This is a genomic window from Denitrobaculum tricleocarpae (genome assembly GCF_007004665.1).
GTDB classification, from domain to species: domain Bacteria; phylum Pseudomonadota; class Alphaproteobacteria; order Kiloniellales; family Kiloniellaceae; genus Denitrobaculum; species Denitrobaculum tricleocarpae.
The window spans coordinates 413,437-430,377 of the sequence record NZ_ML660053.1 but is presented as its reverse complement, the minus strand read 5'-3'; the positions used below and the strand labels follow the sequence as shown (position 1 = coordinate 430,377).

Below are 16,941 nucleotides of genomic sequence, written 5' to 3'. Positions count from 1 at the left end.
CCCGGCTTATTGAGATCTAAGCCGTTCATTCGAGAATGATATTCCACACGAATGCGCGGTTATTTGGGCGAGCATGCCTGATCGGACCAAGCCTGTCCATGGCTTCGCGTTGCCGTCAACCGGCCTTGCGGACCGGCAGATTGAGCCACCCCTGAAGCACGAAGGTCGCGGCAAGCACGATGAACACACCCGGAAGAACCATCAGGCCCGGCGGCGGCTGACCAAGAATCCAGGTGAGCGCAAGAACCAGGGCCGGGTTCATATAGCTGTAGGCCATGACCCGGGTCGGCCCAAGCCGCATCGTTGAAAACTGGGTCAGAAAAAAGGTGATCAGCGTCGTGAAAACCGCCAGATAAAGCGTGCCGAGATAGACGCGCAGCTCAATCGCGGACCAATCCATCGCAATCAGTGTCGGAAGCGAGAGCAAGGAGAGCCAAAGGGCGCCCGTTGCCAGGGTCCAGAAGGTCATGACCGGCATGGCTTCACCCCTGTGAAAGAACTTCACCAGCGGCGTGTAGAAGCCGAAACAGATACAGCCTGCGAAGAAAATCAGATCGCCGCGATTGAGCTCGAGTCCGAGGAGACGCTCAGGGTCCCCACGAAACACGACCCAAAGAGCACCGACGGCCCCGAGGATCAGGGCAATCAGCTTTTTGCGCCCCAGACGGTCTTTCAGAAGGACGGCTGCAACAATCGCAGCGATCCCGGGAATAAAGGCAAAAAGCGCGCCGGTATTGAGTGCGGTCGTGGTGACCAGCGCTTCGAACATGCACCAGAAAAATCCGACCATGCAGGCGCTGATCGCCGCATAACGGCCGAGGTCAGAGAATCTCGGCATGGAAAGACCGTACCTAAAAACGGCGATGGGCAGGAACAGGAGCGATGCAACCAGGAACCTCAGAAAGGTCAGAACCAGGGAATCGAGTCCGTCGGCAATTGCGGCCACCACAGGAAAGGAGGTCGCAATCAGAAGCGTGGCAACCAGCATACGTCCATGGTCGCGCCAGCCCACGGGCAGCGCGGAAAGCGAGTCCGAAGATCGCTCTGTCATCGGACTACAGACGGTCGACGACTGCGTAGATCGTGTCGATGCAGGACCAGGCCAGGCGCCCGCAACGCTCCGGCGACCACCCGTAGAGCTCGTCCGGCGTGTCGATCGTATCCTTGAAGGGTTGCTCCAGTGTCATGGAGAGAGACCCGAAGGTTTCCGCGGTGTAATTGGTGCACATGGCGAGACTCGCCTTACCCGGCGGGGTCTCGGGGTAACCGAACTTGGTCTGGAAATCAGGCGATATCTCGGCCAGCTTCTCGCGGAAGTCCCGATAGAGCGAGATTTGGGCCTCGGTCATGGAGGGAATACCGTTGAAACCGGCGATGAAGTTGTATGGCAGCGCCTCGTCTCCATGCACATCCAGGCAGAATTTCAGGCCGGTTTCGTGCATGCGGCGGCGGACCAGAAAGACCTCCGGGCTGCGCTCCATGGAGGGCGTTTCCCACTCCCGGTTCAGATTCGCACCCTTGGCATTGGTTCTGAGGTGACCGCGCCGGCTGCCATCGGGGTTCATGTTGGGAACGACGTAAAAGACGGTCTTTTCCAGGAGGGCACGAACGACAGGATCATGCGGGTCCGTCATACGCGCAAGAAAACCCTCCATCCACCACTCGGCCATGGTTTCGCCGGGATGCTGGCGCCCGATCACCCAGCAGGGCTTGCGGTCTTCTCCGGGCGTGCCGATGGTCAGAAGGTCCATTGTCTGCCCGTCCAGGGTCTCGCCAAGGACTTCAAGCCGGATGTTCGGGGCCTCTGCCACGGAGGCAATGAGATCCGCGTGGCGCTCCATGGAAAAGGGCGCGAAATAGGCGAAGTAGATCGAATCCTGCTCTAAGGTATGCGAGAGGGTCATGACCTTGCCGTCAAAGCTGGTATCGACCCGGAACCACGTCTCGCGATCATAGGAAGCAACCGCCCGGTAACCCTCAAATCCACCGGCATAGGTGACTTCGCCGGCGTTGACGATGTCGACGGCGACCTGCGCACCGCGCCGGTCCGTCAGGCGGAAGTAAAACCACTGCAGAAAATCGGATTCGTTGTCCTTACGGATCCGGACCTTGGGATTTCTGGCATCGGAGAGGTCGACAACCTCAATGTTACCGCCGTCGAAACTGCTGTTGATCTGCACGGAACCTCGCAAAACCGGAAGGGGCAGATCCATCACTGAAGCGTTCAGAACAGATCCGCGGGAGAATTCGTTAAGCCGGTCAGCATAGAAATTCCCCCCGGCTCGGCAACAGGAATATTGCGCCGCCGGGCTCATGCACCCTGCTTACACGAAGGTTCCGATTTCCGTTATTGCGGTGCCAGCTGCAGCTTAAGACCGGCCAGTTCCGGCGAAAAGAGAATCTGACAGCTCAATCGGGACTCCTCCTCAACCTCGAAGGCTTCGTCAAGCATATCGACTTCTTCATCGGTCGCCTCATAGAGCCTCTCCTGCCATTCCGGCGCAACGTAAACGTGGCAGGTTGCGCAGCTGCAGGCGCCACCGCATTCGGCCTTGATTGGCAGGCCATGATCACGAATGATTTCCATCACACGCCATCCTTCAACCGCATCCAGGCGGTGGTCGGTTCCTTCGCGGTCGGTCACAACAATATAGCTCATCGGAACTCCCGGTCTCTTCTTCAACTCTGTTGGAAAGATGTCCGGCCGGATCAGCAGCCGGGTAGAGGCGCACCGGGCCGTCTCGGGCCTGACGCAGCGGTTGTCACAGGACGGTCATGAATACCGCACTCCGTCTTCACGGACCCCGCCCAGCGGCCCGATCGGACGGCGTCGCCGTCTAGAGGCGCCTGCGTGCAGGGCGCGCAGCCGATCGAGAGGAAGCCATCCTCGGTCAAGGGGTGCCGCGGCAGGTTCAGATCGTCAAAAGTCCGATCGATCTGTTCCGCCGACCAATCTACGATCGGATTGATCTTGAAGTGCGTGCCGTCGTGTTCGATCCGGGGCAGATAGGACCTGAGCGCACCATGGAAGCGCTTGCGGCCCGTGACCCAAGCATCGACCCCCTTCAACGCCCGGCTCAAAGGCGCCACCTTGCGCAGTTCGCAACAGCGTACCGTATTGCGCTCCCAAAGTGTGCCATCCGGATCTTCCCGCGCCAGATCCATCAGCGCCGGTTTGACCGAACGTACATCGCTCAGGCCAAAACGCTCGATCAACTGATCCCGGTAGTCCAGGGTCTCCGGAAAGTGTTTTCCCGTGTCCAGGAAGATCACCGGAACCGAGGGATCGATCTGCGCCACCAGACCCAGAACGACAGCCGATTCAGCGCCGAAAGACGACACCACGGCAATTCGTCCGGGGAAAGCTTCCTTGATAACCGCGCGCAGCAGCTTCCTGTCCGGCAGGTCCTGGTAACGCTTCAGCAGGATCTCCGGTGCAACATCAGAGGGTTGCGCCATGTGCTTTGCTCAGGCCGCCGGGCGGTTACGCCGAAGGGCGAGTGCCGGACGCCGGGCGTCCGCACCCGGCTGGTAGGTCACGGAGATTTCCGAGATGGCCTTTTCCCAGGCTTCAACGGCTGCCTTGTCGGCGACCTCGAAAGCATCGAAACCGCAGCGCTGCATCAGCAGGAACTGATCGCGGAACACGCCGCCGACCGCGCGCACCTCGCCTTTGAAACCGTAGCGGTCCCGCAGGAGACGGGCGTAAGAATAGGCCCGGCCATCATTGAATTTTGGAAACTCAAGAGCAACCAGGCCAAAACGCTCGAGATCCTCGGCGACCAAAGCCGGTGACTGGTCGCTGCGCAAGCGCACGCCCAATGGGGTATTGCGCGCCAGCAGGCTATCCCGTTCGCTCTGCCATCGCTCCAGGGTCACGACGATCGGCCCCTCGCGCAGTTCATCCTCATCGGCCAGCGACTGCCAACTGTCTTCGGCCAGCACGCCTTCTTTAATGAGCGGCATAGAGCGTCTCCTTGAATGGGGTCAGGCCGACCCGGCGGAAGGTATCGCTGAACTCTTCATCCTCCGAGCGGATGTTGAGATAGGTGTCGACGATTTTTTCGACCGCATCGACCACATCGTCATAGGAGAAAGCCGGTCCGACAATCTTGCCGATCGCGGTATTCTCGTCTGCGCTGCCGCCCAGCGTGATCTGATAGAATTCCTCACCCTTCTTGTCGACACCGAGCAGGCCAATGTGGCCGACATGATGGTGTCCGCAAGCATTGATGCAGCCGGAGATCTTGATCTTCAGACTGCCGATATCGTGCTGCCGTTCCAGGTCGCTGAAGCGTTCTGAGATGCGCTGCGCGACGGGGATCGACCGAGCGTTGGCCAGGTTGCAGTAATCCAGCCCCGGGCAGGCGATCATGTCAGACAGCAAGCCTGCGTTCGGGGTCGCCAGCTCGACATCGCGCAAAGACTGCCAGAGCGCATAGAGGTCGGCTTTCCTGACGTTCGGCAGAACCAGATTCTGTTCATGGGTGACCCGGATCTCGCTAAAGGAGTAGCTCTCGGCGAGATCAGCAACCGCATCCATCTGCCAGGCGCTGGCATCGCCCGGTGGCTTGCCGGTCGGTTTCAGCGAAATGGTCGCGACCGCATAGCCGGGCTCTTTATGCGCAGTGACATTGGTGCGCACCCAACTGGCGAAGTCCCGGTCTTCGAAGCGCTTAACCTCGAATTCGCGCACGGTGTCTTCAAGACGTTCGTAGCGCGGCGGCGCGAAATAGGTTTCGATCCGAGTAATCTCATCCTCGGGAAGCTGCAGCGCCGAATCCTTGATGTGCGACCATTCTTCCTCGACCAGACGCGCGAAGTTCTCGATTCCTTCACTGCGCACCAGGATCTTGATCCGCGCCTTATAGAGATTGTCCCGGCGGCCCAGCTGATTGTAGACCCGCAGGATCGCCTCGAGATACGACAACAAGTGCTGCTTGGGCAGGAACTCGCGGATAGTTTGCCCAATTACCGGCGTGCGGCCGAGGCCGCCGCCGACGATCACCTCGAAGCCGACCTCGCCTGCTTCGTTCCGGCGCATCTGCAGGCCGATGTCATGCACGCGCACGGCGGCGCGGTCATGATCGGCGCCGGTCACCGCAATCTTGAATTTTCGCGGCAGGAAGGTGAATTCCGGATGCAGGGTCGACCATTGCCGAATGATCTCGCAATAGACGCGCGGATCTTCGATCTCGTCCGCGGCGGCGCCTGCGAACTGATCCGACGTGGTGTTGCGGATGCAGTTGCCACTGGTCTGGATCGCATGCATCTCGACCTCTGCCAGTTCGGCCAGAATATCAGGCGTTTCTTCCAGCTTCGGCCAGTTGAACTGAATGTTCTGGCGCGTAGTGAAGTGGCCATAGCCTTTGTCGTAACGGCGCGCGATGTATGCAAGTTTGCGCATCTGCGTTGACGAGAGGGTGCCGTAAGGCACCGCAACGCGCAGCATGTAAGCGTGAAGCTGCAGATAAAGACCGTTCATCAAGCGCAGGGGCTTGAACTGGTCTTCGGTCAATTCGCCGCTGAGACGGCGCTCTACCTGATCCCGGAACTGATGAACACGTTCTGTGACCAGCGTGTGGTCGAACTCGTCGTACCTGTACATGATTTGCTTATCCCGCTAACGAGAGTGGAGTGTTTTCGACGTCATGTCCGTTCCCAAACTGGACAGAGGGCCCTTGGGCACGGATGAATTCCCGTGTTTCGACAGGACGGATTTGGCCGCCCCTGGTATCGACCGGCATGAGATAGGGACCGACGATCTCCAGTGAGGCTTGCGGTGTTTCAGCCGCCGCCAGGACCGGTGCGGCGTTCTCTGGCGTCGCGAGCAGGAGACTTTCGCTCAGCCGCTCGGTCCAGCCGCCCGCTTTCGCCCGGTAGACAACGGCACCATCGCCCAGGCGGTTTGCTGTGAGAATTTGTACGCTCATCTTCATCTCTTTCCTTAAACCGCGACGCGGCGCAGAGGTTCGGTCTTTGTGGAGATGCCCGCGACCGCCTGGCTTGCGACGGTAGCCGCACCGCCCGCTGCCGAGACGACATCGCCGACAATGAATAATCCGGGTCCCTTAATTCCGTTCGCAGCAACCAGTGCGGCCAGGTCGGCCAATGAGCCGGTCACGGTCCGCTGTTCGGGAAGGGTGCCGTTTTCGATGACCGCCGCCGGTGTTTGCGGGTTCAGGCCTTGCTCGATCAGGCGTTCGCAGGTCCGGCCGATAGTCGAAACACCCATGTAGATCACCAGGGTCTGCTTGAGTCCCGCAAGGGCCGCCCAATCGAGATCGGGCTCTCCGTCTTTCGCATGCCCGGTTACGAAAGTGACGGCCTGCGCATGTTCACGGTGGGTCAGGGGAATTCCGCTGGCCGCAGCACAGCCGGCAGCAGCGGTAATGCCGGGCACCACTTCAACATCAATGCCGTGCTGCGCGAGCATGTCCTGCTCTTCACCGCCTCGTCCGAAAATGAAGGGATCGCCGCCCTTGAGCCGCACGACATGTTTCCCAAGACGGGCTTCACGAACCAGGATCGCATTGATTTCATCCTGGCTGCGGGTGTGATGGCCACGCGTCTTGCCCACATAGATCCGCTCGGCATCCCGCCGCGCGTAGTCCAGGATTTCCGGTCCGACCAGCTTGTCGTAGACCACCACGTCGGCATGCTGCAAAGCACGCATGGCTTTAAAGGTCAGGAGATCAGGATCCCCGGGACCTGCACCGACGATAGCGACCCGGCCTTTGGGAGTCTGCCGTGCAGACGCGGCATTCACCAGGGTGAGCATCTGCTCCCGGGCCGCCGTCTCATCGCCTGAGAGAACCGAGGCAGCCTCAGGCCCGTCAAAGAACCTCTCCCAGAAGCGCAAGCGGCCCCGGCCATCCTGGATGTTCGCCTTTACAGCCGCGCGGAAGCTATCCGCAAACTCCGCCAACGCGCCAAGCCGGGCCGGCAGCATTGCCTCGATCTGCGACCGCAGGCGACGCGCCAGGACAGGTGCGGTTCCGGCGCTGGAGATCGCAATGGTGATCGGATCCCGGTCAACAATCGCCGGTGTAATGAAATCGGATAGATCGGGGCGGTCAACGACATTGACCGGCCTGCCGGCCTCACGGGCTGTGTCAGCAACAAGAGCGTCCCGTTCGGGAATTTCCGTTGCGGAGACCACCAAAGCCCGGTGCTCGACATCTTCGGTACGGAACTTGCGCCTCTCAATGCGGAGTCCCGTATCACGCTCCAGCGTTAGCAACTCTGAAGCAATCTCCCGCGGATCCAAAGCGTCCGTTACGACCGTGATCTCCGCGCCTGCTTTACGGAGAAGACGAACTTTTCGCAGGGCGGTTTCACCCGCCCCGACCACCAGGCAGGCTTTTTCCGAAAGCTGGAAAAAAGTAGGAAAGTATCTCATCGCAGCTCAATCCGGGTCATCGTTTTGTACTCTGGCTTGCATCCGTCAGGCGCGGTGCCGTTGAAGTTGGGTGTCGTGCGGCTTTGAGTCTGAACTCTCCATCCTGCCCCGCGCGGAACACTTCCGGGACGCATGACAGCTGTGAAAGCTCTATTTAACACAAATATATGTGAAAATTTCATATTCTACATTTGATCATGTAGTAAATTTATTCAATACAAATTTTTTGTGTTTAATTGAATTTGAGTGACGCGTAGAGACCTTTGCCGCGAATTAGCTCAGTGAAATCCGTTTCAAAAAAAACTGTACGATGGGATATAGCGTCGAACTACAATTATTACGCGTAAAAACAGCATCCGGCAGGTCGTGCGGCATAAATCGATTTACCCGGCGCCCAACCTGCCCGGGCCCGTTTGAACTTCGGTGTGTCTTAACCGAAATAATTAACGGAATATTTACTAAAAATTAAGACTCTCTTTACATACTTGTTTGTACTCAGATGAAATAAGGGCAAACTACAGCCTCAAACACAGGAACTTTATCTTATTGCATGCAAATGAGAGTCGGAAGATTGGCTTAAGAATGAATCTTATCCCATTTACCTGAGTCTACGGCTTCGCTTTCACGCTCTTAGCTTGCATAGTGAAATCTGGATTGTAGATATATTTCTGTGGATTGAGTGAATGGTTAACAGGATTCGACGTATTTCCAAGTGGTTACAGGAAGAAAAAACATCGTTATCCTATATGGTTAAGCCTAACACGATAAGATCAACCAGCAAGGCGGCATCAACATTTGGAGGAATATAAGCCCAAATTTAAGCATCGTAATTTGCTAAAATTTGAATCTAGTTTTTCCCTTCCCGTTAAAAAAAGGGCAGCATATGGAGAGATGTATGCTGGCCGGGTGGGAAATGAACCCGTTGCGAGTATACCGGTTGGCGAGACCCGGGGGACCGCTTGATTTTTAGTATGGAGAACAAGAATGCTCGAGCAGCTTGGCAACAGAGCTGAAAATGTTGAGAAACCCGTCTCACCGAACCCGCTCTTCGATCGCAGCTCACAGGTGCCGTCGTCCACAGCGGAAAAAGCCCGGACCGCCGTCAAACGGGCAATGGCAGACCGCAGTCTGGATATTAAGGACGAGCTCACGCGCCTCGATCTTGAGGAGATGGAACTGGTTTTTTCCGGGCGGGATGAAATATGCACTTGCTGGTTCGACTTTGAAGACCGCCCCAGCTTCACCCCTGCCCTGCTGAATGACATCAGCAAGGTTCAGCAGACGCTCCGGACAACCTACGAAAAGTCTGATCCGCGTGCGAACAAGCTGAAGTACCTCGTCTGGGCCTCCCGGATGCCCGGCGTATGGAATCTGGGTGGGGATCTGAGTCTTTTCGCCGATCTGATCAGGACTCAGAACCGCGATAAACTGCGCGAATATGCCTATCGGGTCGTGCGGGAAGGCTACGCCAACTGGACAAACCTCAACCTCCCCATCATTACCGTGGCCCTGATCCAGGGTGATGCGCTCGGCGGCGGCTTTGAGGCGGCACTCTCGAGTAACCTTATCGTTGCGGAGCGAAGTGCGAAGTTCGGCTTGCCGGAGATTCTTTTCAGCCTCTTCCCGGGCATGGGCGCCTACAGCTTTTTGTCGCGCCGGATAGCGCCCGGCCGCGCCGAACGCATGATCATGAGCGGACGTCTCTATAGTGCTGAAGAGCTTTATGAGCTGGGTGTTGTCGACGTTCTGGCGGACGATGGTCGCGGTGAAGAAGCCTTGCACCAGTACATTGCCAAGAATGACCGGCGGCATGCAGCCCACAGAGCGATCTTTCAGGCTCGCCAGCGCATCAATCCGGTGACTCTGAAAGAGATGATGGACATCACAGACATGTGGGTCGACACCGCTATGACGCTCGAAGAAACCGACCTGAAGAAGATGGGACGCCTGGTCTCGGCTCAGGACCGGCGTCGCGAGAGGGTCTTGAAGTCAGCCTGACCCAACAGCTCGACAGAACAGAGCGGCTCTGAAGCGCCTCGTGAAAGCAGGGGGTTCAGAGCCGTTTCTTTGCCTGTCATTCTTACCCGCCAGATCTTTGCTAGTTGGGTGTCGCGCGGCGGTCCTGGGCGAGCTCGCGTCCAACTGCGGCTCGAACCATGTCGAATTCACTGTTCAGTTCCGCCAGGAGTGCACGGGTGCGGTCGTTATCCCGGTCAGGTCCGCACTCACGCATGTCCAGCAGCAGCCTGACCATGCGCTTGGCACCGACATAACCCGCGCTGCTGCGCAGAGCATGAGCCTCATCGTGGAAGGCTGCCAGGTCTCCATTGTCGAAAGCCTGGTTCAGGTTGACCATTGTCGCCGCCGCGTCGACCAGGAAACCATCAAAGATCTCGGCGACGAAGGCTTCATCGGTATCAAGGGCGCGAAGCGCATCCAGCGCATCCGGATCAAGAACTGTTTCGTTTGATGCGCCGCCATATTTCGGATGCGCGGAAATCGGCGTGATGAGCTGAGCGGGCCGTTCCGGAAGCGGGTCATGCGCCGGGGCGGCTCCCGCATCGAACCTGTCACCGCCCGCAGCCGCAACATCAAGCGTCAGTTCCCGCACGAGGGCCAGGAGCTGCTGAGCCTCCACAGGCTTTGTCAGATAACCGTCCATGCCGGCCTCGCGGCAATCCTGCTTCGCCTGCTCTGTGGCATCTGCGGTCAGGGCGACGATGGGCATGTGTGGCTCACCGGTATTGAGAACACGGTACATCTTGGTGAGGTCGAGACCGCTGGTGCCCGGCATATTGATGTCGGTCAGGACGATATCGAAAGCCTCCGCATCCAGGCGATCCAGAGCGTCGTCTCCGTCTTCGGCGGTCTCTACGACATGCCCGGCATTCTCCAGCACTCGTGAAATCACGCTGCGATTTGTGCGGTTGTCGTCAACCAACAGGATTTTGCGGCGTGCGGCGTCGGGCACCGCAGCGTCTCCGGTCTCAGCCTCATCCGCTGCGCCTCTGGAGACACCCGACATGCAAAAGAGACCGGCCTGATGCAGCGCGGTCGAAAAAGCCCCGGTCTCGGCAGGCGCCGAGATGACCACATCGACCGGCCACCTCCGTTCAGACGAGACGGCCCCACCCTCTGCAGAGACTTCGACAATGGCGATGCCATCGTTGGCGCCACGGTCCGCGAGATATCCCATGAGCGGCCCGGAGAGCTCGTCGTGCTCGTCGGACCCGACCACGATCAAAAGATGCCCCATGCCGCGATAGCCCTCGATCGCGGGTATTGCTTCGTCGATTCGATCGACGGTTTTGACCTCCGGCCCCTGAAGCACCGCGGCGATCCGGCCTCTGTGCGGTTCGGCGATACAAACGATAACAGGCAGGATGCCGGACGTCTGTGATTCAGCTGTCACCCCGGATGTCGCATCTGCCGCGGCGTTCTCCGTCGCATCAACCTTTGCTGCAGCGATCTCCGCCGGCTCCCCGAGATCGAAGGGGATGGAGAGGTTGAACTGACTGCCCTGACCTTCCTGACTGAGAACCTCGATTTCACCGCCCATCATCTCGACCAGCTGTTTTGTGATGGTCAGTCCGAGGCCCGTTCCGCCATAACGCCGGTTAATCGCATCGTCAGCCTGGGTGAAGCCGTCAAAGATCGATCCAAGTTTTTCCGGCGCCACGCCGATGCCTGTGTCGCGCACGGAGAGCAGGACGATATCCTGCCGTCCCTTGTGCTCGGTCAGGCGGGCGGAAATCTCGACCTCTCCCTCCGTTGTGAACTTGATCGCATTACCAACCAGATTGACCAGGATCTGCGTCAGCCGCTTGCTGTCGCCAACAAGCCGGACCTGCAGGCGCGCATCCAGCGAAACCCGAAGCTGCAGGCCTTTCTGCTCGGCCTGGGTATGCAGCATGCGCCAAACCGATGCCACGACCTCGCACACGTCGATGTCGCCCAAGTCGAGATTTTGCTTCCCGGCCTCAATCCGCGAGAGGTCCAGAATCTCATTGATCAGTGACAAGAGAGTTTTGGCAGAAGTCTGAACCGTGCCGATCATGGACCTCTGGTCGGCATCCAGAGACGTTGTCTCAAGCAGGTCGCCCGTCGATATCACCGCGGTGAGCGGTGTACGCAGTTCATGGCTCATGGTGGCCAGGAACCTGCTTTTTGCCTGACTGGCTTCTTCTGCCTGCGCCCGTGCCCGGTTGAGCTTTTTGATGAGCGTCGAAACATATGCCGGCAACACAATCAGCGAAATGAGCAAACCGGATGCCACGAAGTTGTTGCTGGACCAATAGCTGCTGGTCAAAACCGCACCGCCAAAGCCCAAAGTGCTGATCATAGCGGAGAAGACCAGGAAACTGACGCCGTACCTGAAACCGTTGCCGAAGGTCACCCAGAGATAGATCGGGAACAACACAGATGCCGGTCCGCCGCCGACGGCCAGCATGTAGCTGAGCGTGAGCAGATCGACCATGGCCATTGCACCGCGCCGCGGCGTCGACTGTGCCGGCGAGAGCACAATATGAAGAAGCGCCAGCCAGCCCACGCACAGTCCCCACGCCATGGCTGTCGCGGCCAGCTCCAGACCCTGGTGTGACTCGATGTAGAGGCTTGCAAGAGACAGATAGAGCATAGCGACGCCGCCAAGCGCCATACGGATCGTCGCCTGCTCATGCTCGCTGTCGGGCCGTTTTGCGAGCGCCTGATCCACGGCATAGCGGCGGGGCCACCAGACAACGGCCAGAGCCACAGGTGTCGCGACAAGAGATGCAATGAGAATGAGGGAGTCGACAGGCCACGCCCGTAGCGGCAAGCCTGTCACCAGAAACTGCGCCGCGACAACGGCAATACTTGCAAAGGCCGAAACGATTAGCGCGCAGACCGCGATACGCGTTCGTTTGTGCAAGGCCTTTGGTCCTGATGCAACAAGCGCTTGGGTCGCAGTCCCCTCAGGGGTCTGCTTGACCGGTTGATCGTTGGTTATGTTGTTGCCATTCTCCATCGAGTGGACTTTTTTCAGCCGCCAACGCTCAGCTCGTCGGGCGGCTCCTGCAGGATTCTGTCATGTGGAAACAGGACGACGATGGTGGTACCGACACCCTTGTCACTCTTGATCTGCAACTTCCCACCATGCAGTTCGGTCAGATCGATCGAGAGCGGAAGCCCAAGACCCGTCCCCGGAACAGCCTGGGTCTCGGAATTTCTCAAACGCCCAAACCGCGTGACCGCAATCTTTATTTCCTCTTCAGTCATACCGACTCCGTTGTCGGTAACAGCGATCTCGACACCGTCATTGCTTCTGCTGACAGAAACGGAAACTTCGCCTGCTTTAAGCGTGAACTTGAGCGCATTCACCAAGAGATTAAGCAGGATCTGCTTTACCTTTACCGGGTCAACCATCAGAAGCGGAACGCCCGACTCGATGTTGGTTCGCACAACGATCTGTGCGGCAGCGGCGCGTTCTTCGGCAAGACGCAGAACGTCATCCACCAGAACCGCCAGGTCGACGGCCTCTTCATGAAGCTCGATCGTTCCTGCCTCAATCATCGAAACATCGAGGATGTCCTTGATGATATGCAGCAGCAGGCTGCCGCTCTCTTCAATGTTGCGGGCATAGTCACCGTACTTTTCATTGCCGATCGGCCCAAGCAGCTCTGTCCCGATCACCTGCGCATAGCCGATAATGGCGTTCAATGGCGTGCGTAGCTCGTGGCTCATATTCGCGAGGAATTCTGTCTTGCTCCGGTTCGCGACCTCGGCCAGTTCCTTGGCCTGAATAAGCTGCTGCTCCGCGGCTTTCCGTTCCGTGATATCAAACGAAACCGTCACGATGTTGGTGACCTGCCCGCTCGAATCCCGGACCAGCGACTTGGAAGTCAGGAAGATGCGTTTGACGTTGTTGACGGTGACGAATTCTTCTTCAAACAAAGGCGGCGCTTCACCGGTTGCGAAAGCGCGCTCATCCAGAGTGAGTGAATTCTGCGCGTAATCGTTGTTCAGAAGCTCCACCGCTGTCCGGCCAACGGCTTCGTCGGGAATCACACCGAACAGTTGCGCCTGATAATTGTTCATAAAAGCGTAGCGCGCGCCGGCGGTGGTGGCCGAGATCATAGCCGGCACCGCGTCAATCACCAGCAGAAGACGTTCGTGACTTTCGGTCAGGGCCCGTTCCAGCTGGCTCTTGTCGGTTTCGTAGCGGTGTTCCAGGCTCACCGCGCGCTCGTTCAGGAGTTTCTGATGTTCACGCAGACTCAACAGATTTCGCGATCGGGCGCGGAACTCGTGATGATCGACGGGGCTGAGCAGAAAATCGGTGGCCCCTGATTCCAGAGCCGCGTAGCGAAATGCCTGATCTTCGTAGGCCGTCACGACCATAACCGGCACGTCGATGCAGGGCGGCAGTTCACGGAACCGGCGGATAAATTCGGCACCGTCCATCTTCGGCATCTTGAAGTCGGTCACCACCAGATCCGGGACATTGCTTTTGGACCACTCAAGCGCGACCTGCGGCTCGGCAAACGCCTTCACCGTGACGTTGTCACCAATCGAGGTCGCCAGTTTCTCCAGAACCCGGCGGTTGGTCACTCGGTCATCTATGACGACGATAATCGACATCAAGCAGTCACCCGCATCAGATACACCCCCGCCTCCACTGGATGCCCCGACGATGAGGACCCGAAAGCATTCGAGAAACGTACACGAAACAGCCTAAAGGTATTGTTAAAGCTCTACTGATCTCACTCGAACCATACAAAACGGATTTCTACCATAAATATACGGCTGCTCTACCTGTGATAACCACAGACAGACGAATTAATAACCCAACAAATCAACAACATCGATGGTTAATTTTTGATTAGCTTTTCACCTGACGGTTGGTTTTGGCGCAAATTGATCCGTAAGTATACATATTTCTTACGGTTGCAAGGTAGCCGTTTCCGGCAGCCACTCTTGAATAACCAGTTCCAGAGTGATGCAAATCGAATTCCGGCCAGGCAGGAACCTGCCGCCCAATACACGCGCATCCGGTGTCGAGATCGTACCCCTGAGGTCCGCTTTCGGGCGTCCGTCCTCGCCCGGTGCCAACTCACCGGTCAGGGTCAGAATTTCGACACCCGGCCCCTTCTCGACAATGGTGTTTTCGTCGCCCTGCGAAGCCTTCGGCCCCACGCCATACGCAAGGACCGCGTCCACCAGACTTCCAACGGCTGAGCGCACGACGGCATGGCTGATCCCACTCTCCAGGCAGGCCTGTTCGACGCCTTCGATCAGATCTTCATTGGGCCGCAGACGAATAACTGCGGATCGGCCAAAGCTCCCACGTTCGATCCTGGTTGTGCTCAACGTCCTCTCCTTGCCCTCAAACCGGCATAACGGTTGGATGAAACAGGCTGTAATTGGTCTCGCTGTCAAAGGCGACTTCGAAGCCGGCATCTTCCAACGGCGTCGCCATGATCACCGCGCCCTGAGAGCCCAGAATGCAGCCCTCCAGCGGCAAATGTCCGCCGTGAACCCGGCCCTGGGCATCTGCCAGGACGGCGTGGCAATGAACCAATGGCACACCCTCTTCGCCGATCCCGAAAATCGCGTTGGCGCCGAGCAGAAGGACAGGCCCCTGCAAAACCCGCGCGGCGCCATAGGTCGCGACGCGCGCGCCGGTCTCGTCGGCCATGCCGGTAAAGTAGCTTACTTTATCGAAATGACCTGAAAGCGCCTGGAGGGCCGCGCTCCTGACACCTTGCGTCGAGAGCACAGTCGCCAGCTCAGGAAGCAGATCCATGCCTGCATCAAGCTCCAAACGCAATTCCGGACCGGTCTCGGTCCGGACACAAATGCGCCGCGGCGAGAGCGGCGCTCCTGGTTGTTCAATCCGGCGGCGTCCGTTTTGGCCCCCACCCTCTGTTGCAAACCTGGTCATTTTCGCGCACCACCGCCGTCCTTCACCAGATCGCCGCGCGCATAGAGTTCGTCGCGTATCAGGTGCTTTGGAACCTTGCCATACCCCGACTTGGGGAGTTCGTCCCAGAACACAAACACCTGAGGGAACTTATAGCGAGAAAGCTTCCCTTCAAGGTGACCGAGCAACTCTTCTTTCGAGAGAGCCCTCGCCTCTTCGCTGGAAGACCTGACGATCACGGCCACTCCGGCTTCGCCCCACTTGGGATCGGGAACTCCCAGAACCGCAACCTCTTCCACGCCCGGATGGGTCAGAAGAACTTCTTCAGCCTCGCGCGGATAGACATTCGAACCGCCGGAAATATACATGTCCGACGCCCGGCCCGTCAGATAGAGAAAACCGCGGTCATCGAGATATCCCAGATCGCCGGTGTGGAACCAGCCGTCCTTGAAGACCTTGGCATTGGCTTCCGGGTTGTTGAGGTAACCCGCGAACACCGCGGGACCACGGACGCAGATCTCGCCGCGCCTGTCAGCCGGCAGAATTGCGCCCTCAGGATCCCGGATCGCAATCTCCATGCCGCTGCGGGCGAAACCGCAACTGCCGACCGGCATCTCTTCATCGACGATGGAATGCGCTTCGGCAGGCAGATAAGTGATGCTGCCCGTCACTTCGCCCAGGCCGTAGTACTGAACGATGACCTTGCCGATTTTTTTGAGCGCCGCGACCTGGTCTTCCCGGTACATCGGCGCGCCGGCATAGATAACGTGCCGCAAGGAGGAGTGGTCATAGCGGTCAACGGATGGATGGCGCACCATGCGTGTCAGGATCGTTGGCACCGTAAACATGTTCGCAACGGAATGCTCCTCGATCAGACGCCAGACGGCCTCTTCGTCAAAACTGCTGCCCGGCAGCATGACCGATTTTGCCCCACGGACGACCTGTGGCATCGCATGGACTCCCGCCCCGTGCGAGAGCGGCGCGACAATCAGCGACGCATCGTCGGGCCCCAATCCCGGCATTTGATCGGCCAGGTAGTTATTGACCACAAAACACATCTGGCCGTGGGTCAAAACCGCCGCCTTGGACCGCCCCGTCGTACCGGATGTGAAGAAGTACCAGCAGGGATCGTCGTGCTCGACGAGAGCTTCAGAAAAGCACGCGCCGTCGTGCTCCGAAACAATGTCCTCATATCCGGTCTCGCCATCACCTGCGGAACCGACACAGATCACCTGTTCGAGATTGGACGCCCCGGCGCGCACGGCATCCACGTGCGCGGCAAAGATGTCCTCATAGAGCATGGCTTTGGCACCGCTGGCCACAGCGAGATAGGCGACCTCCGGCGGTGTTAGCCTGAAGTTGCAAGGCACCCAGACCGCGCCCAGCTTGAAGGTCGCCCACATGGATTCGAACATCTGGTTCGAATTGCGGGAGAGCACCAGGATCGCGTCGCCCTTGCCGACCCCGCGCGCACTTAGACCCGCCGCAAGGGCATCAACCCGGCTATTCAGCTCACTCCACGTCCAGGAATTCGGGCCCCAAACCAGTGCCGTTCGCTCGCCATAACGCTGTGCCGCCTGGGTCATAAGGTGCCCCAGGTTCATGACCGAATTGCTCTGCCTCACGTCTCCCCCTGCAT

13 protein-coding genes and 1 pseudogene are annotated in these 16,941 nt (G+C 58.4%); 1 reads left to right on the top strand and 13 read right to left on the bottom strand.

The annotated features are described in order from the left end of the window. Positions 1-115 precede the first annotated feature (115 nt). The 8 genes from FKG95_RS06820 to cysG form a co-directional block, all read right to left on the bottom strand. Complete coding sequence (locus FKG95_RS06820) at positions 116-1,051, bottom strand: DMT family transporter (RefSeq protein ID WP_142895572.1); 936 nt, start codon at positions 1,049-1,051, stop codon at positions 116-118. A 4-nt stretch (positions 1,052-1,055) separates the two neighbouring features. After that, a complete protein-coding gene (locus tag FKG95_RS06815; RefSeq protein ID WP_218940097.1) occupies positions 1,056-2,213 on the bottom strand; it encodes a M14 family metallopeptidase in 1,158 nt (385 codons plus the stop codon). Between the two features lie 134 nt (positions 2,214-2,347). Continuing rightward, on the bottom strand, positions 2,348-2,659 hold the full coding sequence (locus FKG95_RS06810; protein ID WP_142895571.1) for a 2Fe-2S iron-sulfur cluster-binding protein: 312 nt from the start codon (positions 2,657-2,659) through the stop codon (positions 2,348-2,350). A 50-nt stretch (positions 2,660-2,709) separates the two neighbouring features. Then, the gene (locus FKG95_RS06805) at positions 2,710-3,459 is read right to left on the bottom strand and encodes a phosphoadenylyl-sulfate reductase (RefSeq protein ID WP_142895570.1); all 750 of its coding nucleotides are present in this window, start codon (positions 3,457-3,459) and stop codon (positions 2,710-2,712) included. A 9-nt stretch (positions 3,460-3,468) separates the two neighbouring features. Beyond that, positions 3,469-3,966 carry a DUF934 domain-containing protein gene (locus FKG95_RS06800; RefSeq protein ID WP_142895569.1) on the bottom strand — a complete coding sequence of 166 codons (498 nt, stop codon included), beginning with the start codon at positions 3,964-3,966 and terminating at the stop codon, positions 3,469-3,471. Next, the gene (locus FKG95_RS06795) at positions 3,953-5,608 is read right to left on the bottom strand and encodes a nitrite/sulfite reductase (protein WP_142895568.1); all 1,656 of its coding nucleotides are present in this window, start codon (positions 5,606-5,608) and stop codon (positions 3,953-3,955) included. The genes FKG95_RS06800 and FKG95_RS06795 overlap by 14 nt, the downstream gene beginning before the upstream one ends. Positions 5,609-5,615: 7 nt before the next feature. Next, positions 5,616-5,933 (bottom strand): DUF2849 domain-containing protein, encoded by a 318-nt coding sequence (locus FKG95_RS06790; RefSeq protein WP_179953958.1) that lies wholly within the window; start codon positions 5,931-5,933, stop codon positions 5,616-5,618. A gap of 14 nt (positions 5,934-5,947) precedes the next feature. Beyond that, positions 5,948-7,402 carry a siroheme synthase CysG gene (gene cysG / locus FKG95_RS06785; RefSeq protein WP_142895566.1) on the bottom strand — a complete coding sequence of 485 codons (1,455 nt, stop codon included), beginning with the start codon at positions 7,400-7,402 and terminating at the stop codon, positions 5,948-5,950. Positions 7,403-8,386: 984 nt separating this feature from the next. On the opposite strand from cysG, the gene FKG95_RS06780 reads away from it, so the two are divergent. After that, positions 8,387-9,400: a crotonase/enoyl-CoA hydratase family protein gene (locus tag FKG95_RS06780; RefSeq protein WP_142895565.1), complete on the top strand. Its 1,014-nt coding sequence runs from the start codon at positions 8,387-8,389 to the stop codon at positions 9,398-9,400. A 100-nt stretch (positions 9,401-9,500) separates the two neighbouring features. On the opposite strand, the gene FKG95_RS06775 is transcribed toward FKG95_RS06780, so the two are convergent. From FKG95_RS06775 to FKG95_RS06755, 5 genes and pseudogenes are all read right to left on the bottom strand, one after another. Next, positions 9,501-12,311 carry a response regulator gene (locus tag FKG95_RS06775; RefSeq protein WP_179953957.1) on the bottom strand — a complete coding sequence of 937 codons (2,811 nt, stop codon included), beginning with the start codon at positions 12,309-12,311 and terminating at the stop codon, positions 9,501-9,503. A gap of 110 nt (positions 12,312-12,421) precedes the next feature. Next, a complete protein-coding gene (locus FKG95_RS06770) occupies positions 12,422-14,020 on the bottom strand; it encodes an ATP-binding response regulator (RefSeq protein ID WP_142895563.1) in 1,599 nt (532 codons plus the stop codon). A 300-nt stretch (positions 14,021-14,320) separates the two neighbouring features. Next, positions 14,321-14,749, bottom strand: coding sequence for a PPC domain-containing DNA-binding protein (locus FKG95_RS06765; RefSeq protein ID WP_246116708.1), 429 nt, complete (start codon positions 14,747-14,749; stop codon positions 14,321-14,323). Positions 14,750-14,765: 16 nt separating this feature from the next. Then, the gene (locus FKG95_RS06760) at positions 14,766-15,323 is read right to left on the bottom strand and encodes a PCC domain-containing protein (RefSeq protein ID WP_142895561.1); all 558 of its coding nucleotides are present in this window, start codon (positions 15,321-15,323) and stop codon (positions 14,766-14,768) included. Then, a pseudogene (locus FKG95_RS06755) lies at positions 15,320-16,930 on the bottom strand (acyl-CoA synthetase); the annotation flags it as partial. The pseudogene FKG95_RS06755 and the gene FKG95_RS06760, both read right to left, overlap by 4 nt. Positions 16,931-16,941: the final 11 nt, after the last annotated feature.